The following is a 20,934-nucleotide window of genomic DNA, read 5'->3' on the forward strand; positions in this document are numbered from 1 at the left end:
ATTTCGAATTGCGTGCGACCAACTTCGCGGTGGACCCAGGCAATGGAACGTCGAACAACGGCACCTTTGCGCGCGGCTTTCGACGAAAAAAGTTGTTCTACCCAAGTCTCATTCGGGGGTGCGGTTCGGCTGCTATACATGGCAGAACCGTCACAGAAACGGGTTAACAAGTCCTCAAGGGGCGAGCAGGCTGCGGTACATCTGATCGAGAAACCGGGCTGCGCTGTCATGTGGATCATCGTCCAAAAGCGTGCGCACTTGCGTGTCGAAATCAGCGTAGTGTTGGGTTGTGGCCCAGATTGAAAAAACAAGGTGGCGCGGATCGACTTGCGCCAGCTTTCCCTCATTCATCCACGCCTGGATAATCGCACATTTCTCGTCGAACAGCGGTTTCAGATCGGCGCGCAAATGCGGAAGCATGCGTGGGGCGCCCTGCAGGATTTCGCCGGCGAACAAGCGGCTTTCGCGGGGCAGATCGCGGGACATGTCGAGCTTGCGTTGCACATAGTCCAGCAATTCTGTCATCGGATCGCCCGAAGCATCCATTTCGACCAGCGGGTCCAGCCACGTCTCCATCAACTGGTTCAGCAATGTGACGTGTATTTCTTCTTTGCCGGCAAAATAGTAGAGAATGTTGGGCTTCGACAGTCCGGCTGCTTCTGCAATCTGATCAAGTGTCGCGCCGCGATAGCCATGGGCCGAGAAGACATCAAGAGCCGCATCCAGGATCAGGCTGCGATTGCGCATCTGAATGCGGCTGGGTTTTTTCGATGTACCGTCGGCCATAGACGATCCTCATGTCCGGGTCTGCTGCAAGTCTAGGCAGATGAGGGTTGCTTGGGCAATTCTCTTCAAAGCAGTTCTTGACAGAAATGCATCGGCTGGCAATCGTAGCTTTACCAATTGGTCAAAAAGTGAACGACCATCGGCAAAAGGGGACATCACATGGCGGCACCGGGCGAAAATCTTCGGATCAACGGAGAGCGGCTGTGGGATAGCCTGATGGAAATGGCCAAGATCGGTCCCGGCGTGGCCGGTGGCAACAATCGCCAAACCCTGACCGACGAAGATGCCGAAGGGCGCGCACTGTTTCAAAGCTGGTGCGAGGCGGCGGGCTGCACGATGGGTGTGGACCAGATGGGTAACATGTTCGCGCGGCGTGAGGGTACGGACCCCGATGCGCTGCCGGTCTATGTGGGTAGCCACCTTGATACACAGCCGACTGGCGGCAAATATGACGGCGTGCTGGGCGTGCTGGGTGGCCTGGAGATCATCCGCACACTCAACGATCTGGATGTGAAAACGAAGCACCCGATCGTCGTGACGAACTTCACCAACGAGGAAGGCACGCGCTACGCCCCCGCAATGCTGTCGTCCGGCGTGTTCGCTGGCATCCATACGCAAGACTGGGCCTATGACCGCGAGGACGCGGAAGGCAAAAAATTTGGCGACGAGTTGAAGCGCATCGGCTGGCGTGGAGACGAAGAGGTTGGCGCCCGCAAGATGCACGCGTTTTTCGAGCTGCACATCGAACAAGGGCCCATTCTGGAGTCGGAAAACAAGGACATTGGCGTTGTCACCCATGGCCAGGGGCTGAGCTGGACCGAGGTCACGATCACCGGCAAGGACAGCCACACCGGCTCAACGCCAATGCCGATGCGTAGGAATGCGGGGCTCGGCATGGCGCGCGTGCTGGAGAAGGTTGATGAGATCGCTTGGTCGCACAAACCCCATGCGGTTGGCGCCGCGGGGCATATCGACGTCTACCCGAACTCGCGCAACGTGATCCCAGGCAAGGTTGTGTTCACCGTCGATTTCCGTTCTCCCGAGCTTGAGGTGATCGAGGATATGGAGACGCGGCTGCGCCTCGAAGGCAAGAGGATTGCGGCCGAGATGGGACTCGAGATTACCTTTGAGAAGGTCGGTGGCTTCGATCCCGTGGCCTTTGACGATGGCTGTGTGACTGCCGTGCGGTCTGCCGCGGAACGGTTGGGTTACTCTCATCAGAACATCATTTCGGGGGCCGGGCATGATGCGTGCTGGATCAATCAGGTGGCACCCACGGCCATGGTGATGTGCCCTTGCGTGGATGGGCTCAGCCACAATGAAGCTGAAGAAATTTCAAAAGAGTGGGCCTCGGCCGGTGCGGATGTTCTGATGCATGCGGTTGTGGAAACGGCGGAGATCGTCGGGTGATTGACCCGGACCTCAGCCTGGCCGACCGCATCGCCGACCTGGTGGCTGCAGAAGCACTGGATGCGCCGCGCGGATCAGAGGCGGAGCGAACGCTTGTCCAGGCCTTTGAAGACGCTTTGGTGCAGCCTTTTGAGACAAGTGTGAATTTCAGTGGGGGCATCACGCAGCGGTGCTGGACCGTGACACGCAGCGATGGCGCCTATCGCGTGGTATTCTTGCCCCGCGCAGGGTACTTTTCGCTGTGTGTGGAGAGTGATTTCGGGCCTTTGGACATCGGTGTGCATGGGCCAGCGTTGGGGTGTTTTGCATCCGTTTGACTGGGGCTCTGCCCCAGACCCCGTGGTATTTTTCGTCAGAAGAAACAGCTGACAGAGGAGAGATGACATGACCAAGGTGATCAAGGGCGGGCTGGTTTGCACCGCCGACCGGACGTGGAAGGCCGATGTCCTGATTGAGGGCGAGACCATCAAGCAGATTGGTGAGGACTTGGTCGGTGATGAGTATATCGACGCCGAAGGTGCCTACGTCATTCCCGGCGGGATCGACCCGCACACCCACCTGGAAATGCCCTTCATGGGCACCACCGCGGCCGAGACGTTTGAGTCCGGCACATGGGCTGCGGCTGTCGGTGGGACGACTATGATCGTGGACTTCTGCCTGCCCGGTGCGGATGGGTCGATCAAGAACGCCATAAACGAATGGCATCGCAAGTCCGCGCCGCAGATTTGCTCGGACGTTGGCTATCACATGGCCATCACCGGCTGGGACGAGAGCATCTTCAACGAGATGAAAGATGCCGTCGATATGGGCGTCAATTCCTTCAAGCATTTCATGGCCTACAAAGGCGCGCTGATGATCGAGGATGACGAGATGTTCGCATCCTTCAAGCGTTGCGCCGAGTTGGGCGCGCTGCCCATGGTTCATGCCGAAAACGGCGACCTGGTTGCCGAGATGCAGCAGAAATACTTCGAGCAAGGAATCACTGGGCCCGAAGGTCATGCCTATTCCCGCCCGCCAGAGTTCGAGGGCGAAGCGGCGAACCGGGCCATTACAATTGCCGATGCGGCGGGTGTTCCGCTCTATATCGTGCATGTGTCCTGCGAGCAGGCGCACGAGGCCATCCGACGCGCGCGTCAGAAAGGGATGCGGGTCTATGGCGAGCCGCTCATCCAGTTTCTGACACTGGATGAGAGTGAATATTTCAACACCGATTGGGACCATGCGGCACGGCGGGTGATGTCGCCACCTTTCCGGTCGAAGGACCATCAGGATTCGCTCTGGGCAGGTCTGCAGGCCGGGTCGTTGCAGGTGGTGGCGACGGACCATGCGGCCTTCAACACAGAACAGAAGCGTGCGGGTCGTGATGACTTCCGGATCATTCCCAACGGGTCGAACGGGCTAGAGGAGCGTCTGGCCGTGCTGTGGACCGAAGGGGTTGAGACGGGGCGCCTGACACCCAACGAGTTTGTGGCGACGACGTCCACCAATGTGGCGAAGATCCTGAACATTTATCCCAAGAAGGGTGCGATTGTTGAGGGCTCTGATGCGGACATCGTGGTGTGGGATCCGAAGATCACCAAAACGATTTCGCCCACTAATCACCACTCCGTACTCGACTACAACGTGTTCGAAGGGTTCGAGGTGAAGGCACAGTCGCGCTATACGCTCAGCCGGGGTGAGGTGATCTGGGCGTGGGGGCAGAACTCGCAACCGCAGCCGGGGCGGGGCAAGTTCGTGCCGCGTCCGGCGTTCCCGAGCGCATCGGTGGCACTGTCGAAGTGGAAGGCGCTCACGGCGCCCAAGATGATCGAACGCGATCCGTTGAATATTCCGGCAGGGATTTGATGAGCGCAAACTGGACCACTCATATCGCGGATGCACGCGGGCGGCTCAAACCGTGGCGCGGTTCGATCGAGGCGGCGATTGCGCGCACGCATCAGCGGGTGAACGACCGTGTGGCCATCGAACAGTTGGACATCGTCGTGCAGGATAGCGCGCGGGTCATTCCTGAACGTGGGCACGTGGGTTTTGCTCCTAATGGTTGGATCGTCTACCTGTCGTTCGATCCGGATGCAGAGGCGTTTGAGAGCAATCTGGGCGCGCCGCTGGAACGGACACTTGCACATGAGATCAACCACATCCTGCGCTGGCGGGGGCCTGGATACGGCGCGACCTTGGGCGAAGCATTGATCAGTGAGGGATTGGCTGGTGTCTTTGTGCGTGATCTTTATGCTTCTCCGCCCGAACCTTGGGAGCAGGCTGTGGATGACACAGGCGATTTCGCCGATCAGGTGATGGCGGGGTGGGACCAAGCCTATGATCACGCGGAGTGGTTTTTCGGGACTGGGCAATATCCGGTTTGGGCGGGTTACACGCTTGGCTACCAGATTGTGGCCCACCACGTGGACCATGCGACAGAGGATATCGTTGGGCTGACCACGCGCCCCGCATCGGATTTTAAGACATCGGCAAGACTGGCCCTGCAGTGACGACACAGAACGTAATTCAAGCCAAATCGCTAGATTTGACGTTTCAAACCAACGATGGCCCTGTGCACGCGCTCAAGGGCGTGTCGCTGGATATCGCAAAGGGTGACTTCGTGTCCTTCATTGGTCCATCGGGTTGTGGCAAGACCACATTCCTGCGCTGCATGGCCGATCTGGAGCAGCCGACAGGAGGGACCATCACTGTCAATGGCACGACGCCGGAAGAGGCGCGCAAGGCGCGGGCCTATGGCTATGTGTTCCAGGCGGCGGGGCTGTACCCATGGCGAACGATCGGGCGGAATATCTCGCTGCCGCTGGAGATCATGGGTTATTCCAAGTCTGAGCAGGCCGAACGCGTCGCACGAACGTTGGAACTGGTCGAACTGTCGGGGTTCGAGAAGAAGTTTCCGTGGCAACTGTCCGGCGGTATGCAGCAGCGCGCGTCGATCGCGCGGGCGCTGGCTTTTGACGCTGACATCTTGCTGATGGATGAACCCTTTGGCGCGCTGGATGAGATTGTACGGGATCACCTGAACGAGCAGCTCTTGCAGCTTTGGGCCCGGACGGAGAAGACCATCGCCTTTGTCACCCACTCGATCCCGGAGGCGGTGTATCTGTCGACCAAAATCGTGGTGATGTCGCCCCGACCGGGTCGGATCACGGATGTGATCGAAAGCACGCTGCCAAAGGAACGGCCGCTCGACATTCGCGAAACGCCGGAGTTTTTGGAGATTGCGCACCGGGTGAGGGATGGGCTGCGGGCGGGTCATGCCTATGACTGATCTGGGATCCTTGGCAAAACGACCCTCCCCTTACGGCGGCAAAGCCGCCTATCGGGCAATGGGGCGCGGTTTATCTGGCGAAATGAAGCAGGGGATGGCTTGATGCGGTCCGTGCTCCCTGTCCTGACCGTTTTGGCCGTCATCGTGGGCATTTGGTATCTGGCCGTGGCGCCCATGAACGTCCGCGTGGCCTTGGATCAGGCCGAGCGGGCGGGCGAAGTGATTGTACCCGAGGGGTCCGTGCCAAGGCGCGAGGTATCCGTCTGGCGGCTGATGCTGAGCAATTCCGACCATGTCGGGTTAGGTTACGCGCTTGAACGTCCGCGCCTTCCGACACCTGCGCAGGTGGGACAGGAATTGTGGAAGACCACCGGTGCTATGGTTGCCAAAGGTCGGCCATGGTCCAAGCGTGGCTTGATCTATCATGGCTGGATCACCCTGCAGTCAACGCTTTGGGGGTTTGCCCTCGGGACGCTTCTGGGCATCGTGGGGGCGGTGGCCATTGTCTATTCCCGCACGGCACAGCTGAGCCTGATGCCATGGGCCATCATCAGCCAGACCATTCCCATCGTGGCGCTGGCGCCCATGATCATCGTGCTGTCGAGCCAGGTGGGGATTGAGGGGCGTGGTGTGCCCAAGGCCATCATCTCGGCATACTTGTGTTTCTTCCCGGTGCTTGTGGGCATGGTGAAGGGGCTGCGCGCGCCGGAAACGTCTCAGCTGGACCTGCTTCGGACCTACAACGCCAGCGGCTTGCAGAGTTTTCTATGTCTGCGCTTACCCGCGTCGGTGCCTTACCTGTTCACTTCGCTCAAGGTTGGTATTGCGGCTGCGTTGGTCGGCACCATTGTGGGTGAGCTACCGACCGGGGCGATCAGTGGCCTGGGTGCGCGCATCCTGATCGGTGACCAATTCGGTACGCCGCTCGCCATCTGGTCAGCGCTGTTTGCCGCTGCAGTTCTGGCTGGGGCGCTGGTGACGCTGCTTGACCTGATCCAGCGCATCACGCTGAAACGCATGGGGATGGCGACATGAGTTGGCTGATCCTGGCACTGCTGATCTGGCTGGGTGGCTGGGCGCTGAACAGCTGGCTGGCCCATCGTAGCAACAGCCGAGCGGTTCGGATCGTGATCCCTGTGATCTTTGGTTTGACGCTGCTGGTTGTATGGGAGGCGCTGGTGCGCGGCTTCGGCATCTCGCCCGTGATCTTGCCAGCACCCTCGACCGTGGCACAGACCTTTGCCGCCTCTACCGATATCCTTTGGGTCGACTTCCATCAAACTGTGGTCAAGGGTGCGCTGCGCGGTTTTGCGATCGGGGCCATCGCGGCTTTTGTCGCCGCAATTCTGATCGACCGTTCCGCGTTTTTGACGCGGGGCCTGCTGCCCATCGGCAACTTCGTGGCGGCGCTGCCCATTGTTGGCATCGCGCCCATCATGGTGAACTGGTTCGGCTTCGACTGGCAGTCCAAGGCGGCGGTTGTGGTGGTCATGGTGTTCTTCCCCATTCTTGTGAATACCGTGCAGGGATTGAACGAAGCCTCGGCCATGCAACGCGACCTGATGCGGACCTATGCCGCCGGATATTGGCAAACGCTGGTCCGTCTGCGTCTGCCCGCCGCCATGCCGTTCATCTTCAACGGCCTCAAGATCGCCACCACTCTGGCGCTTATCGGAGCCATCGTTGCCGAATATTTCGGCTCTCCCACGCGCGGCATGGGTTTCCGCATCTCGACCGGCGTGGGAAGCTTGAGCATCGACCTTGTCTGGGCTGAAATTGCGGTCGCTGCCTTGGCGGGCACGGCATTCTACGGCATCGTGGCCTGGATCGAAAAGCGGGTGACCTTCTGGCACCCGTCACAACGCGGATAAAAAACTGCAATCACCTTGGAGGGTATCATGAAGATCAAAGCAACATTCGGAGCCGCAGCACTCTCGCTCGTCGCCGGTGCAGCCATGGCGGCGGATGACGTCACGCTGCAACTGAAATGGGTCACGCAAGCCCAGTTCGCAGGCTACTACGTGGCGCTGGAAAAAGGGTTCTACGGTGAGGAAGACCTGAACGTCACGATCAAGCCCGGCGGCCCGGACATCGCGCCGACACAGGTGTTGGCCGGTGGTGGCGCCGACGTGACGGTCGAATGGATGCCTGCCGCTCTGGCTGCCCGGGAAAAGGGCCTGCCGATGGTCAACATCGCGCAACCCTTCAAGTCATCCGGCATGATGCTGACCTGCCGCAAGGACGCAGGGGTCGAGACCACTGAAGACTTCCCCGGCAAGACACTGGGTGTCTGGTTCTTTGGCAACGAATTCCCGTTCCTGTCCTGGATGAGCCAGCTTGAGATTCCGACCGATGGATCGGATGCGGGTGTCGAAGTGCTGAAACAGGGCTTTAACGTCGACCCGATCCTGAACGGGCAGGCGGCGTGCGTGTCTACCATGACGTACAATGAATACTGGCAGGTGATCGACGCGGGTCTGTCACCTGACGATCTGACCGTGTTCAAGTACGAGGACAACGGCGTCGCAACGCTCGAAGACGGGCTCTATGTGCTGGAAGAGAACCTCACTGACCCGGCGTTCGAGGACAAGATGGTCCGCTTTGTCCGTGCCTCGATGAAAGGCTGGAAATACGCCGAAGAGAACCCGGACGAGGCTGCCGAGATCGTGCTGGAATTCGACGAGACCGGCGCACAGACCGAAAAGCACCAAAAGCGGATGATGGGTGAGGTTGCCAAGCTGACAGCTGGCTCCAACGGTGCACTGGCACCAGCGGATTACGAGCGCACGGTGCAATCACTGCTGTCCGGCGGGTCGGACCCTGTGATCTCCAAGGCGCCGGAGGGGGCCTGGACTCACCAGATTACGGACAAAGCGCTGAACTAAGCTGCGTTCCCATCTTGTGACCAAAGGCCAGCCTTCGGGCTGGCCTTTTTTGTCGCACAATGTGGACTTGTTTTGTGTGCGTTCCATCTCGTGTCTCGACCAAGGGAGTACGCAGAACATGACGCACAAGGAAAACTGGCAGTCAGGCCAAAGTGAACAAGACCGTCAAGACGCCCGGTTCAACGCGGCAATGGCGTCGATCAACCGGACCAAGATGGACCGGGAACGCCAAGGATATGTCGTGATGGCTGCGGCGATGACCTATGGCGAAGGTGCATTTGGCAACGGTCGGTTTGCCAAGATCCATCACGCGGCCAAGCTGTTCATGATTGCCTTCACCTGCGCTTTGCCAGTGATCTTTGTGTGGGCATATTTGCTGTAATCAACGGTGCCGAAGGGTTGGGTGTTCGCCGTTCTCTTGATGACCCGCACATCACCAAAATGGGTTCAAGGATGAAAAAACCCCGGCGCTTACGCACCGGGGCAGTCACATAACCGAGGGAGGTTGGTTAATTCTTACCAGTCTGCCGGGCCCTTTTCGGCAAAGGCATGAACCAGGAAATCGATGAAGGCGCGGACCTTGGGCTGCGTGAAGCGACCGGGCGGGTAAACCGCATAAATGCCTTGCGTTTCCATCGGTAATTCAGGGATCGCATCCATGACCAGACCCTGTTCCAGCGCGTCGGCATAGAGGAAGCTGGGCAGATACGCGATGCCAAGGCCTGAAATGGCGGCGTTCAGCAGCGATTGACCATCATTCACGCTCAGCCAGCCTGCGGTGCGTACCTGACGCTTTTCACCTGACGGGGCGGTCAGCTTCCACACGTTGCCGGAGGATTGGTTGGAATAGTGCAGCAGCTTGTGTTCGTTCAGATCGTCGATCTTTTCCGGGCGGCCATACTGTTCGAAATACTTGGGGCTTGCGATCATACGCTTGGTTGTTTCGGTCAGCTTGCGGGCCCGCAGGGTGCTGTCTTCCAGCTCTCCAATACGGATGGCCATATCGAACCCTTCGGAAATCAGTTCAACATAGCGGTTGTTAAGAACCATGTTCACCGTAATGTCCGGGAAATCCGCCAGGAATTCGGACAGGCGCGGCGACAGGTGATTGACCCCAAAATCTGTCGCGACCGAGATACGCAGCAGACCAGAGGGGGCGGATTGCATGGATGTAACAAGGGAATCCGCCTCACCGGCATCATTCAGAACGCGGCGGGCACGGTCATAATAGGCCAGACCAATCTCGGTCGGGCTGACGCGCCGTGTGGTGCGGTTCAACAGTCGGGCGCCAAGCCGAGCCTCCAGCGACGACACGTGCTTTGAGACGGCGGATTTCGAAATCCCCATCTTCTTTGCCGCGTCGGTAAAGCCGCCCTGGTCCACGACCGTGGCGAATGCTTCCATCTCTGTAAGGCGATCCATGCCTGCTGCCTCTCAATCCATGCGTTGTTGAGGTTCAGGTATGGTTGCGAATAAAGGCACGATCTTGGCGAGGGTTGGATAATATCAGGGAGATTGCAGGGATCGTTTATGGCATGGAAACGATCTGTTAACCCTCAGGTGGCGATATCCGCGCTCCAGTTTTGGAAGGTTTCCGCCTCTTGCTGCAGCGGGGCATTGTCCGTTCCACCGATCAGAAGAAAGCCATAGCCGGGCGTGTTCCAGCGGGCCAGTTCCAGACCCTCGGCCTGCCCCATGTTCACTGGTTTCGCATCTGGACCGGCCGGAATGATGCATAGGGCGACCGGCGTGCCGTCATCGCGGGTAAAGGCAATCTGGATCAAAGGTTTATCATTGAAACCAAGAACTTGTGCGCGTTTGAAGGTCAGGCCCTTGGCCTGTGGCAAACCGCTCAGGTCCACGCCCAACGCGTCCGATACACTCGCCAATTGCAAGGATGCGTCGGATGCCGAAGGATCGGCAAGGGCCAGCGTGTCTTCCGTATACAGCGCTTGATAAGAAGCAACAAAACTCACCCAGCCCTTGGGCGTGGGTTCCGGGGTGCCAAATCCGGTAAACATGGCCACGGCCAGTCCGGCGGCCAACCCCGTCGCGAAGGTGCCCATACCCCATGCCCAACGTCCCCGCGGGGCGGGCGCCGGTGCGACGACAGGTTCAGGCAGGGCAGGCATTGGGGGTGCGTCCTGCAACAGCGCTTCGTAGGCTTCGGCAATCGGTGCCAGCGGCACATCAAGTGCGGCAAGCTGCTCGCCCAAAGCCGCGTCGTGCTCAAGTGCTGCTTCGATCTCGGCGTGCAGGGCATCATCCGCTTCCCCATCCAGGAAAGCGGTCAACTCCTCGTCCGAAAAGGCTCGCACGTCCGTCATTGCACCTTCGCCTTGTCTTCGGCCATCTCGGAATTCAGCCGCTTGCGCGCGGCTGCCAACCGGCTCATCACTGTGCCGATCGGAATCTCCATTATTTCAGCCGCTTCCTTGTAGGCGTACCCTTCAACATAAACCAGAACCACCGCCTGGCGCTGTGCCTCGGGCAGTCCGTTCACCCTATTCAACACGTCACGCGCCAGAATATTCGTTTCTGCTTCAGGTTTTTTATCAGGAAGATCGATTTCTTCCACCGGGACCAATCCGCCCCCGGTCCTGACTTTGCGCGAGCGCAGCTCGTTCAGCCACACACGCTGCGCCATCCGGAACATCCAGCGATCCAGATGCGTGCCCGGTTCGAATTGATCCGCCTTGTCGAGCGCGCGCAGGCAGGTGGTCTGCACCAGATCATCCGCCCAATCCCGCCGGCCGGTCAGTGCAACGGCATAACGCCACAGCCGCGGATAGACAGCTGGAATACCGTTCCGAACGATGCTGACAGAATTTTCAGACGAGGTGTGAATGGAAATTGTCCCGACGTGCTACACTTGATGTCTACCCACCATGCCTCGGAGGAGAATAGAAATGAACTCATTTGTCAAAGTCGTGACATTTGCAACACTGCTTGCCGCGCCTGTCTTCGCACAGGACACGCCTGCACCCGCAGATGCCAAAGTCTATTTCGTCAACATATCCGATGGTGACACGCTATCGTCTCCGGTCACTGTGATCTTTGGACTGGAAGGTATGGGCGTGGCTCCGGCCGGGACGGAAAAGGAAAACACAGGCCATCACCACTTGCTACTGAACCGTCCACCGCTGGGCGAAGGACCGGAAGGCGCTGATGAGCTGACCTATGGCCTGCCAGCCGATGACAATCACATTCACTTTGGCGGCGGCCAAACGCAGGTGACGCTTGATTTGCCCGCAGGTCAGCACACGATGCAGCTGGTGATGGGCGATCTGAACCATGTGCCGCATACCACGCCTGTCGCAAGCGACGTGATCACGATCACGGTCGAATAACACCGTGCCGACCGGCGGACGACACGTCCGCCTTACCCCGTAAGGCGCGGGTGTCCCGCGCCTTTTCCAAAGCTGCTTTGGACCTAGAACGACGTCGACACTGCCGGACCCACAAGTTTTAAGACCTCTGGCTGAAACACGACGACATGCGAAAGCTCAGGGCGCGACCGCGACGAATACAGCATGGCTTGCGCCCCCACGTTTCGAGCCTTGTCAGAGTATACCCATGTCGGAGACGGCGCCCCCTTGGCGCGTATGTCTTGCCAAACAATCGATGCATCGCGATTGTTACGCTCGTCCGCGACCCGCGCTGCGTTCATCCACATTGGCACAAGCATTCGGACAACGCCGTCCTCGACATACCGCCTGATCGCAACGTGGGCGCCTTCGGCGCTTAGTGATGCATAGGCCGCCACCTGCCCCGAATGATGAAAGCGGCCTTCCGGTGCTTGCGCTGGTGTCGCCGGTGTCGTGACCAGTGCCTCAGGCAACAGCCGCCAGACCGGACCATCGAAGGATTTCAGTTGCATCTTTCAGACATCAGTCAAGACCTTGCACCACCATCACCATGATGGCGGGAATGCCGTGTGCAAGCCACGACAAAATCGCAGGTCACACAGTTTCGGCTCAGCATGTGCGCGCCAGCACGTAAGGCGGATCTTGATCCGCCTTACAGCGTTGCGGCCAGCCTTGTGCCTTGATCAATCGCGCGCTTGGCGTCCAGTTCGGCTGCTACATCGGCACCGCCGATCACGTGGCAGGTGATGCCCTCGGCCTCCAGCGCATCGGCCAGTGAGCGTTCAGGAACCTGGCCCGCGCACAGGATGATGTCGTCAGCCTCGATCAGCGTGGGGTTCTCGCGCGCGTCGCCAAAGGAGACGTGCAGGCCCTGATCGTCGATGCGTTCGTAGTTCACGCCGCCGACAAACTCGACATCCTTCATCTTGAGTGCCGCGCGATGAATCCATCCGGTTGTCTTACCCAGCCGCTTGCCGTGCTTTTCCGCCTTGCGTTGCAGCAGTGTGACCGCGCGGGCCGGGGCGTGGGGCTGTGGTCCCTGCGGGGACAATCCGCTGCGGTGTTCTTCGGTGTCTGCAACACCCCATTCTTTCATCCACTCGGGCAGGTTCTCGGTCGGGCTTTCGCCTTCGTTAACGAGGTATTCGGACACGTCGAAGCCGATGCCACCGGCCCCGATGACAGCAACCTTTTTGCCCGTGTCTACCTTGTGACGCAGCAGGTCGATATAGGAGTGCACGTTGTCACCATCCTGCCCGGAGATTTCCGGATCGCGCGGCAGAACGCCGGTGGCAATGATGACCTCGTCATAGCCTTTCAGAGTGTCGACGGTCGCCTCGGTGTTCAGGTGCACGGTGATCCCGGCCTCGGCCACCATGGTGCGGTACCAGTCGACAAAGCCCCAGAATTCTTCCTTGCCCGGCACCTGCTTGGCCATGTTGAGCTGGCCGCCGATCTCGCTCGCGCGGTCAAAGATCGTCACCTCATGTCCGCGCTCGACGGCGGTTAGGGCGGTCGACAGGCCCGCCGGGCCAGAACCGACGATCGCGATGGATTTCTTTGTCTCTGCCGGGGCCACGACCAGTTCGGTTTCATAGCAGGCGCGCGGGTTCACGAGGCAAGAACTGATCTTGCCCGAGAAGGTGTGGTCTAGGCATGCCTGGTTGCACGCGATGCAGGGGGCGATCTGTGCGGCCTTGTCCTGCATCGCCTTCTTCACGAAGTGCGGGTCGGCGAGCATGGGGCGGGCCATCGACACCATGTCGGCACAGCCGGTGCTCAGCACCTCTTCGGCCACTTCGGGGGTGTTGATGCGGTTGGAGGTGATGACGGGGATGCTCACCTTGCCCATAAGCTTCTTCGTCACCCATGCGAATGCCGCGCGGGGGACGGAGGTTGCGATGGTTGGAATGCGCGCCTCGTGCCAGCCGATGCCGGTGTTGATGATCGTGGCGCCCGCTTTTTCGATTTCCTGAGCGAGCTGCACCACCTCGTCATAGGTCGAGCCGTTGGGCACAAGGTCGATCATCGACAGGCGGTAGATGATGATGAAGTCGGTACCCACGGCTTCGCGTGTGCGGCGCACAACCTCGACCGGCAGGCGCATCCGGTTTTCGTAGGACCCACCCCATCGGTCCTCGCGTTTGTTGGTGTGGGTGACGAGGAACTGGTTGAGGAAATAACCCTCGGAGCCCATGATCTCGACCCCGTCATATCCAGCTTCCTTGGCGCGGGCCGCGGTGGCAACGATGTCGCTGATCTGCTTTTCGATGCCGTCCTCGTCCAGTTCCGCAGGGGGAAAGGGAGAGATCGGGGATTTCAAAGGGGATGGGGCGACACACATGGGTCCATAGGCGTACCGGCCTGCGTGCAGGATCTGCATCGCGATCTTGCCGCCATTTTCGTGCACCCGGTCGGTGACGATCTTGTGGTTGGCGACCTCTTCTTCGGTGGACAGCATCGCGGCACCCGGCAGCACGGACCCTTCGAGGTTGGGGCCGATGCCACCCGTGACCATGAGGCCCACTTCGCCCCGCGCGCGTTCGGCGTAGAACTCGGCGACACGGTTCCAGTCCTTGGTCTCTTCCAGCCCGGTGTGCATGGAGCCCATGAGCACGCGGTTTTTCAGGGTTGTGAACCCGAGGTCCAGCGGTGCGAGCATGTGTGGATAGGCTGTCATGGTGTCCTCCCGAGCGTGTGTCCTCTTGGTTTCAGACATAGTTCGTGTGATGTCACGCGCAACGCGGCGTCAAGACGGGCGCGCATCTGTCCCCGCGGGGACAGGTTTGTGCGGATTTTTGCCATTGCCACAGCCTGTTGGCGTTTGGCGCAGATGTGGGACGCGAAGGGGTCCTGTGTCTTGCCATGGGCATAACGGAACGGACGGTGACAGGGTGGACGAGGCAACGGATATGCACCTGCGCGGGATGATTGCGGGTGAGGCGGATGCGCTGGGGCGTGTGATGTTTCGGGCGGTGCGCGAGGGGCCAAGCGCCTACACCGAGGCGCAGAGGAATGCGTGGTGCGCCACGCCGCCCGCAGGCGACGGCTGGGCCGCGAAACTGGCGGCGCAAGAGGTTCGTGTGGTCGAAGCGCTGGGCGCGCCCGTGGGATTCATCACCCGAGACGGTGCCTATGTCGATCTGGCATTTGTCCTGCCTGGGTGGCAGGGGCGGGGCGTGTTTGCGATGCTGTATGACAGAACAGAAGCGGACGCCCGTGCGGCGGGGCTGCGTCGTTTGTGGGTACACGCGTCGCTGATGGCCCAGCCTGCATTTGCAGCGAAGGGGTTTGCCGTTGTCCGGCACGAAACGGTTGCGCGCCGCGGGGAAACATTGGACCGGGCGGAGATGGAGAAAGTGTTGGTTTAGCCGACTTGGAGCTGAAGGAGGGCGATCAGCGTCGCCCGCATCAGTAGGCTTGCTAGAACCAAGTACGAGATGACTTCAATCTTTGTCTCAAACGCTGACTGCAAAGTGAATGACCGCTCGTCTCTTGGACGCGGCGGTCGTCTGTTTCGACTCCAACCCAACCATTTAGGAAAATTGCCACTATCGGACTTTCTGTTGATGCACCCCGCCCATTGCCCCATAGAGACAGGGCGCAGAGTGCTTGTCGGGCCTCGCGCCCAGAGGGCAGGCGGCAAAAGCGCCACGAAGAACTCTCGTGAACATCCCCCGGCAGACAGCACATGCGACGGGGAGCCATGTCACTTCAACCTTCGAACGGGCGGGCCGCACCAACGGCCACGGATCCCGCTGGCCTGCGCGTCATGAAACGCGCTGTGCTGTTTCTGCTGGGCCCCTTTTATTTCCTCTATATCGCCTTTGTGCCCCTGCTTTGTGGTAGGCGGCAGGGTTTTCGTGGCTGGTACTGGCCACTGGTCAAACGTGCCTGTTCGCGGCTTTTGTGGCTGCTGAGCATCCGGACAGAGATGACAGAGGCTGATAGGGCTGCGCTGGCCGCTGATACTGATAGCATCATCGTAATCAACCATCGCAGCCATCTGGATGGGTTCGCCTTGATGGACGTGATGCCTGATGCCAAGTGGATCACTTTTGCTGCCAAAAAGGAATTGTGCGACGCGGCCCTTCTGCGCAACGGCTTCAGGGGCGCAGGGTTGGTAGAGATTGATCGCAAGAGCGGCGCGGTTGCACTTGAGACGCTCAACTCTGCTGTCCACGCAATGCCCGCCCGCCGTTCTGTTGTGCTTTTCCCCGAGGGCACGCGCACCGGGTCCGAAAGTGTTGGCGCGTTCAAGGCAGGCGCAGTCCTTGTCGCCCGCGCCACGGGCAGGACAATACGGCCCATCGTCATTCATGCCTCCGACCGCCTATTGCCACGCGGCAAACACCTGCCCAAAAGTGGAACGATCCGCATCGAGGTATTGCCGTCATTCGAATGCGATCTGTCCGCATCAGTGGACGACGACGTTGCGCGCCTGAGAGGTGCCATGATGGCCGTTTTCGATGATGGGGTGGATCGGTGAGTCCCCGGGACAGATATCGCGCCACGCATGGAGATGGACTGGATCGATGCCCCTTTTTGTCCGCACACCCGACTATGTTGCAGTCGTGGAAGCGAAACACCTTCTTCACATCGCGCGGAGAATAGTATTTTCCGAATTCGGAACTACCGGAGACGCCCAAGATGACCCCTGAAGAGATCGAGAAGCTGCCCTATCGCAAGAATGTGGGCGTCATGGTGGTGAATGCCGATGGCCTGGTGTGGGTTGGGCAGCGCCGCGACCGATACCAGGATGCGTGGCAGATGCCCCAAGGCGGTGTCGACAAGGGCGAGGATGCGCGGACGGCGGCCTTGCGGGAGTTGGAGGAGGAAACCTCGATCTCAGCCGCTTTGGTCGATGTGGTGGCCGAGACTGCCGATTGGCTGCCCTATGAACTGCCCCATGACCTTATCCCGCAGCTGTGGAAGGGCAAGTACCGGGGGCAGAAGCAGAAGTGGTTTTTGCTGCGCTTCAACGGCTCGGATGACCAGATTGACCTTGAGACCGCGCATCCGGAGTTTTCAACGTGGAAGTGGATGACCCCGGCAGAGCTGCCGGAGGCCATCGTGCCGTTCAAGCGCGATGTCTATGTGCGGGTTCTGGCGGAATTTGCGCAGCATTTGTGAGTGCTATTGCATAACAGGCGGCGGCGTCCCCATGATCGACATCATGGTTTCGATGAAAGGTCTGCCCATGCTGCGTGTTCTGAGTGTTGTTCTGGCTTGTGCCCCGCTGCCAGCCCTTGCCCTGTCTTGCATGCCGCATGGTGTGACCAATGCCTATCAGGAGGCGGCAGCCGCTGAAGAAGGGTATGTGCCTGTGCTGGGCACGCTCGAATTCGACACCGAGCTGTTGCCCGAGATGGACCTGTCTGGCCAGAGCGACGTACCACCGCTGACCCTGATCCCTGCGACCTTCAAGGGCGATGCCCTGACTGTACGGGGGGTGAACCAGCCCTTTAAGGCGGAGGTGGTGCTGGAGGTGCAGTGTTTTGGTCCGTGGTGTCCGCGGCCGCAGCCAGGTGAGATGCTTGGGTTCCTGCGTCAGACCAGCCACAGCTATGTGCTGCACACCGATGCCTGTGGTGGGTTCCTGTTTGGTCGTCCGACCAAGGAGCAGGTCGAGCAGGTTAAGGATTGCCTTGCCGGGCGGTCCTGCGACGCGCGCAAGCTGCCCTAGGGGTCGATGATCGGAATGTGAGGGGCTAGATCGCGGTCGTAGCCGTGGGCCACGCGTGGATCGTCCGCGATTTCGATCCTGCGCCCGATGGGCGTGAATCCTGAGCGCTGGTAGAACCCAAGTGCTTGTGGGCTGTCGAGCGTGCAGGTGTGCAGGTGGAACCGCTTGATGCCCCGCTCAAAGGCCTTTTCGATGGCTCTGTCCATCAAGAATGCACCGGCGCCCGTGCCGATCAGTGCGGGTGTCAGCCCGAAATAGTCAAGCTCGCACTGGCCTTCCACGCTGAAGTCGAGTTCCAGCAGCGCTTCGGGCTTTCCGTCCTTTTCAAGTGTGAAGAGGCCGGTGTCTTTGTCCTTCAGAATGTCCGCCAGCTCTTGTTCGGGCATGATCGTGCGCCCGAACCAAAGCCACGGCGCGCCCACCCGCCGAAAGAGTTCAAGATAGGCTGTCGTGTCAGGTGACCACCTAATGAAGCTCAATCCTTCAGGGCAGTGCACGCCGCGGTATTGCGGTGTGGTCATCTCGAGATCGGTGACGACCATGGCCACCTTGCCCCTTGGCACGTCATGGCAGCCATTCGCCAGCATCAGAGCAGGCCGGCAGACGCAAACTGCTGCTTCATGTCGATCTGCGGGCGGGGGCCGATATGGCTGATCACTTCGGCGGCGCAGAGGTTGCCCATGCGTCCGCAGACATGCAGGTCCTTGCCCGTCGCCATGCCATAGATGAACCCGGCGGCGAATTGGTCGCCTGCGCCTGTGGCGTCCACGGGGGTGATCTTTTCGACCGGGATGTCGTGTCGCTCGCCGCCCCCGATGATCGTGACACCGTCGCCCGAGCGTGTGCAAACCATCAGGTCGATCATGTTGGCCGTTTTGTTCAGCGCTGCTTCAAGGTCGTCTGTTTCGTAGAGCGATTTGATTTCGTGTTCGTTGCCGATGACGAAGTCCAGCTCGTTCCCGATCATGTCGAGGAAGTCCGGGCGGTGGCGGTCGACGCAGAAGGGATCGGAGATGGCGATGCCGGCCTTGCCGCCTGCTGCGCGGGTCAGGCGGGAGGCTTGGCGGAACGCTTCTTTGCCCTTGTCCTTGTCGAAAAGGTAGCCTTCGAGGAACATGATTTCGGCTGCGGATGCGACGTTTTCGGGCACATCATCGGGGCCAAGCTCCGTTGAGATACCGAGATAGGTGTTCAGCGAACGCTCTCCGTCTGGGGTGACAAATATCATGCAGCGGGATGTGGGCAACTCGCCATCAGGGACAGGTGCGTTGACGAAATCGGTGCCGCTTTCGGCCATCGATTGCGCATAGAAACGCCCAAGTGCGTCGTCGTGTACCCGACCGATAAAGGCGGTGGGCAGGCCAAGCGCGCCGACGCCTGCGATTGTGTTCGCGACCGCCCCACCCGGCGTTTGCAGCCGTTCGGTCATGGAGGCGTAGAGCACCTCGCCCCGGTCCTGTTCGATCAACTGCATGATTCCCTTCTCGATCCCCATCAGGTCGAGAAAGCTGTCATCGGCATGGGTGATCACATCGACAACGGCGTTGCCGATGCCAGCGAGTGTGTATTTGGTCATTCGGTTTTGTCCTCAAACGGGCAGAGATCTTTGATGATACAGGTTGGGCATTGCGGCTTGCGCGCTTTGCAATGGTAACGCCCATGCAGGATCATCCAGTGGTGGGCGTGGAGTTGAAAATCAGCCGGGATGTTGTCTTCGATGGCGCGTTCGACCGCGTCGACCGTTTTGCCGGGTGCGATGCCAGTGCGGTTGCCAAGGCGGAAGATGTGGGTGTCGACAGCTTGGGCCGGGTGGCTCCACCACATGTTCAGGACCACGTTGGCTGTCTTACGCCCGACGCCAGGCAGCGATTGCAGGGCGGCGCGAGAATTGGGGATCTCACCGCCGTAGTCATCGACTAGGATCTGCGACAGTTTCATCACGTTCTTGGCCTTCTGGCGGAAGAGACCGATGGTCTTGATGTGGTCCGTGAGGCCGTCGATCCCGAGGTCCAGCATCTTTTGCGGAGTGTCTGCGATCTGGAAAAGCGCCTTGGTCGCCTTGTTCACGCCTGCATCGGTGGCCTGCGCCGACAGCGCCACGGCCACGACGAGTGTATAGACGTTGACGTGCTCCAGCTCGCCCTTGGGTTCGGGGTCCGCTTCCTGGAAGCGGGTGAAGATCTGCCGGATCGTATGGTAGTCGAGCTGCTTTGCCATGGCGCGGGGTTATGGGGGAGATTCGAGGAGTGGGCAAGCCGTGGTTGTCAGGGCCGCATCGTCTTGCCGGTGCGGCCGCTGTTTCGTTGTCTTGCTGCTTGCTCCCGCGACGTGTGCAGCCAGATCAGCCGACGATCAGTTGCTTGAGTTGCAACGCTTCGTGCTCCAGTTCGTTCAGGCGGAAGTTGATCACGTCACCAATGGTGATCATGCCCATCAGCTTGCCGCCCTTGACCACAGGCATGTGCCGGAAGTGCCCTTCGGACATTTGCCGCAGCACCTTGATCAACGTGTCATCGGGTTCGCATGTGACGACGTCGCGCGTCATGTTCTCGGCCACGGTCTGTGGCAGCGTCTGACCCGGTGTCTCGGCGAGTTTCCGCACAATGTCGCGTTCCGACAGGATGCCGGCAAGGGCTTGATTGGAGTCCACGACAATCAGCGCCCCGATGCGCTTGTCACGCAGAATGCCGACGGCGGTGGCAATCGTGTCGGTTTCGACGATGGCGATGGCATCCCGCCCTTTGTTTTGCAGTAGATGGTCGACCCGAGCCGTTTCTGTCGTCATGTTGGATGACACGGACTGGCTTGCATGTTTGTCCTTGGCTTTGTCGCCAACCATAGGGGCCTGATATGATGCGGGCATGTCTGAACGTCCTCCTTACTGACAGTGGAACTCGAGCTTGTTTTTGTACGGTAACAAAAATGCGAGGCGGGGCCGAATGAAATTCGCGCTTTGGTAGATCATTGCCGGAAGTGGCGTGCCGATTGCAGGATTTGCTACTTGTTTGAGATGGACACGCGCCACCACGACGGGCGACCGGTCCGGTAGGAATGCGCGGTGGGCGCCAGATCCTTGCGACCGGTGTCGTCGAATGTGCCAACCAACAAAGCGATCACCGGGTCGTCGTCGATCGCACCCAGCGTGCTGCCGCAGGTGGGGCAGAATGCACGGCTGGAATAGTCGGATGAGCGGTAGGTGGACGGTGCACCACCCGGGCCGGTCCACGACACGTTGTCCGCAGAAAACTCTACCCAGACTGTTGTGAGCGCGCCGCTGTGCCGCTGGCAAATCTTGCACGAACAGGTGTGGGGTTTGAGGGCTGGGCCTGTCGCCTCGAACCGGATGGCACCGCAGAGGCATCCGCCCGTGTGAACGGTTTTGTCTGACATGATCTACCCCTTGAGCTGCGTACCGTTGGTGCATGGATCATATTTGGGAGCGGAGCGGCACAGGTCCAAGGCAAGAACGTTGTTTTCATTGTGCAGACATGTCCAAGCTGGCCTGATTTGCACAGGAAACGGGTCGCATAC

25 protein-coding genes are annotated in these 20,934 nt (G+C 59.8%); 14 read left to right on the forward strand and 11 right to left on the reverse strand.

What is annotated here, in order from left to right; genetic code table 11:
• Nucleotides 1-174: 174 nt before the first annotated feature.
• Nucleotides 175-786 (reverse strand): TetR family transcriptional regulator C-terminal domain-containing protein, encoded by a 612-nt coding sequence (locus IE087_RS03915; protein ID WP_189367854.1) that lies wholly within the window; start codon nt 784-786, stop codon nt 175-177.
• Nucleotides 787-945: 159 nt separating this feature from the next.
• On the opposite strand from IE087_RS03915, the gene IE087_RS03920 reads away from it, so the two are divergent.
• The 9 genes from IE087_RS03920 (at nt 946) to IE087_RS03960 (ending at nt 8,731) form a co-directional block, all read left to right on the forward strand.
• Nucleotides 946-2,196: a Zn-dependent hydrolase gene (locus IE087_RS03920; protein ID WP_189367856.1), complete on the forward strand. Its 1,251-nt coding sequence runs from the start codon at nt 946-948 to the stop codon at nt 2,194-2,196.
• Nucleotides 2,193-2,513, forward strand: a complete 321-nt coding sequence (locus IE087_RS03925) for a hypothetical protein (protein WP_189367858.1) — start codon at nt 2,193-2,195, stop codon at nt 2,511-2,513. Before IE087_RS03920 ends, IE087_RS03925 begins: the two co-directional genes overlap by 4 nt.
• A gap of 67 nt (nt 2,514-2,580) precedes the next feature.
• Entirely contained in the window at nt 2,581-4,041 is a 1,461-nt protein-coding gene (hydA, locus tag IE087_RS03930) for a dihydropyrimidinase (protein WP_189367860.1), read from the forward strand.
• Nucleotides 4,041-4,685, forward strand: a complete 645-nt coding sequence (locus tag IE087_RS03935; protein ID WP_189367862.1) for a DUF2268 domain-containing putative Zn-dependent protease — start codon at nt 4,041-4,043, stop codon at nt 4,683-4,685. The genes hydA and IE087_RS03935 overlap by 1 nt, the downstream gene beginning before the upstream one ends.
• On the forward strand, nt 4,682-5,464 hold the full coding sequence (locus IE087_RS03940; RefSeq protein WP_189367864.1) for an ABC transporter ATP-binding protein: 783 nt from the start codon (nt 4,682-4,684) through the stop codon (nt 5,462-5,464). The genes IE087_RS03935 and IE087_RS03940 overlap by 4 nt, the downstream gene beginning before the upstream one ends.
• 102 nt (nt 5,465-5,566) lie before the next feature.
• Nucleotides 5,567-6,499 (forward strand): ABC transporter permease, encoded by a 933-nt coding sequence (locus IE087_RS03945; RefSeq protein WP_189367866.1) that lies wholly within the window; start codon nt 5,567-5,569, stop codon nt 6,497-6,499.
• Entirely contained in the window at nt 6,496-7,335 is an 840-nt protein-coding gene (locus tag IE087_RS03950; RefSeq protein WP_189367867.1) for an ABC transporter permease, read from the forward strand. The genes IE087_RS03945 and IE087_RS03950 overlap by 4 nt, the downstream gene beginning before the upstream one ends.
• Before the next feature lie 27 nt (nt 7,336-7,362).
• Nucleotides 7,363-8,349 carry an ABC transporter substrate-binding protein gene (locus tag IE087_RS03955; RefSeq protein ID WP_189367869.1) on the forward strand — a complete coding sequence of 329 codons (987 nt, stop codon included), beginning with the start codon at nt 7,363-7,365 and terminating at the stop codon, nt 8,347-8,349.
• 118 nt (nt 8,350-8,467) lie between these two features.
• Nucleotides 8,468-8,731, forward strand: coding sequence for a hypothetical protein (locus IE087_RS03960; RefSeq protein ID WP_189367871.1), 264 nt, complete (start codon nt 8,468-8,470; stop codon nt 8,729-8,731).
• Between the two features lie 134 nt (nt 8,732-8,865).
• Here IE087_RS03960 and IE087_RS03965 read toward each other — a convergent pair whose 3' ends face one another.
• The 3 genes from IE087_RS03965 to IE087_RS03975 form a co-directional block, all read right to left on the reverse strand.
• Nucleotides 8,866-9,771: a LysR family transcriptional regulator gene (locus IE087_RS03965; protein WP_189367872.1), complete on the reverse strand. Its 906-nt coding sequence runs from the start codon at nt 9,769-9,771 to the stop codon at nt 8,866-8,868.
• A 134-nt stretch (nt 9,772-9,905) separates the two neighbouring features.
• Nucleotides 9,906-10,676 carry an anti-sigma factor family protein gene (locus tag IE087_RS03970; protein ID WP_189367874.1) on the reverse strand — a complete coding sequence of 257 codons (771 nt, stop codon included), beginning with the start codon at nt 10,674-10,676 and terminating at the stop codon, nt 9,906-9,908.
• Nucleotides 10,673-11,203: an RNA polymerase sigma factor gene (locus IE087_RS03975; protein WP_308425433.1), complete on the reverse strand. Its 531-nt coding sequence runs from the start codon at nt 11,201-11,203 to the stop codon at nt 10,673-10,675. The genes IE087_RS03970 and IE087_RS03975 overlap by 4 nt, the downstream gene beginning before the upstream one ends.
• Nucleotides 11,204-11,258: 55 nt before the next feature.
• Between IE087_RS03975 and IE087_RS03980 the strand changes: the two genes are divergently transcribed.
• Entirely contained in the window at nt 11,259-11,699 is a 441-nt protein-coding gene (locus IE087_RS03980; protein ID WP_189367876.1) for a DUF4399 domain-containing protein, read from the forward strand.
• Nucleotides 11,700-11,782: 83 nt separating this feature from the next.
• Here IE087_RS03980 and IE087_RS03985 read toward each other — a convergent pair whose 3' ends face one another.
• Entirely contained in the window at nt 11,783-12,229 is a 447-nt protein-coding gene (locus tag IE087_RS03985) for an RES family NAD+ phosphorylase (RefSeq protein WP_189367877.1), read from the reverse strand.
• A 140-nt stretch (nt 12,230-12,369) separates the two neighbouring features.
• The gene (locus IE087_RS03990; protein WP_189367879.1) at nt 12,370-14,397 is read right to left on the reverse strand and encodes an NADPH-dependent 2,4-dienoyl-CoA reductase; all 2,028 of its coding nucleotides are present in this window, start codon (nt 14,395-14,397) and stop codon (nt 12,370-12,372) included.
• Between the two features lie 214 nt (nt 14,398-14,611).
• On the opposite strand from IE087_RS03990, the gene IE087_RS03995 reads away from it, so the two are divergent.
• The 4 genes from IE087_RS03995 to IE087_RS04010 all read left to right on the forward strand — a co-directional run bounded on the left by IE087_RS03995 (nt 14,612) and on the right by IE087_RS04010 (nt 17,403).
• On the forward strand, nt 14,612-15,088 hold the full coding sequence (locus IE087_RS03995) for a GNAT family N-acetyltransferase (protein WP_189367881.1): 477 nt from the start codon (nt 14,612-14,614) through the stop codon (nt 15,086-15,088).
• A 335-nt stretch (nt 15,089-15,423) separates the two neighbouring features.
• A complete protein-coding gene (locus tag IE087_RS04000; protein ID WP_189367883.1) occupies nt 15,424-16,206 on the forward strand; it encodes a lysophospholipid acyltransferase family protein in 783 nt (260 codons plus the stop codon).
• A gap of 161 nt (nt 16,207-16,367) precedes the next feature.
• Complete coding sequence (locus IE087_RS04005) at nt 16,368-16,850, forward strand: RNA pyrophosphohydrolase (RefSeq protein ID WP_189367885.1); 483 nt, start codon at nt 16,368-16,370, stop codon at nt 16,848-16,850.
• Between the two features lie 31 nt (nt 16,851-16,881).
• Nucleotides 16,882-17,403, forward strand: a complete 522-nt coding sequence (locus tag IE087_RS04010; RefSeq protein ID WP_189367888.1) for a hypothetical protein — start codon at nt 16,882-16,884, stop codon at nt 17,401-17,403.
• Here IE087_RS04010 and IE087_RS04015 read toward each other — a convergent pair.
• The 5 genes from IE087_RS04015 to IE087_RS04035 all read right to left on the reverse strand — a co-directional run bounded on the left by IE087_RS04015 (nt 17,400) and on the right by IE087_RS04035 (nt 20,793).
• Nucleotides 17,400-17,990 carry a GNAT family N-acetyltransferase gene (locus IE087_RS04015; protein ID WP_189367890.1) on the reverse strand — a complete coding sequence of 197 codons (591 nt, stop codon included), beginning with the start codon at nt 17,988-17,990 and terminating at the stop codon, nt 17,400-17,402. The two genes, IE087_RS04010 and IE087_RS04015, sit on opposite strands and share 4 nt — an antisense overlap.
• Nucleotides 17,990-18,979: an adenosine kinase gene (locus IE087_RS04020; RefSeq protein ID WP_189367891.1), complete on the reverse strand. Its 990-nt coding sequence runs from the start codon at nt 18,977-18,979 to the stop codon at nt 17,990-17,992. The genes IE087_RS04015 and IE087_RS04020 overlap by 1 nt, the downstream gene beginning before the upstream one ends.
• A complete protein-coding gene (gene nth, locus IE087_RS04025) occupies nt 18,976-19,620 on the reverse strand; it encodes an endonuclease III (protein WP_189367893.1) in 645 nt (214 codons plus the stop codon). Before nth ends, IE087_RS04020 begins: the two co-directional genes overlap by 4 nt.
• 124 nt (nt 19,621-19,744) lie before the next feature.
• Nucleotides 19,745-20,266 carry a CBS domain-containing protein gene (locus IE087_RS04030; protein ID WP_189367895.1) on the reverse strand — a complete coding sequence of 174 codons (522 nt, stop codon included), beginning with the start codon at nt 20,264-20,266 and terminating at the stop codon, nt 19,745-19,747.
• Between the two features lie 134 nt (nt 20,267-20,400).
• Nucleotides 20,401-20,793, reverse strand: a complete 393-nt coding sequence (locus IE087_RS04035; protein WP_189367896.1) for a GFA family protein — start codon at nt 20,791-20,793, stop codon at nt 20,401-20,403.
• Nucleotides 20,794-20,934: the final 141 nt, after the last annotated feature.

The organism is Tateyamaria omphalii, from assembly GCF_014651375.1.
In the GTDB taxonomy this organism is placed as follows: domain Bacteria; phylum Pseudomonadota; class Alphaproteobacteria; order Rhodobacterales; family Rhodobacteraceae; genus Tateyamaria; species Tateyamaria omphalii.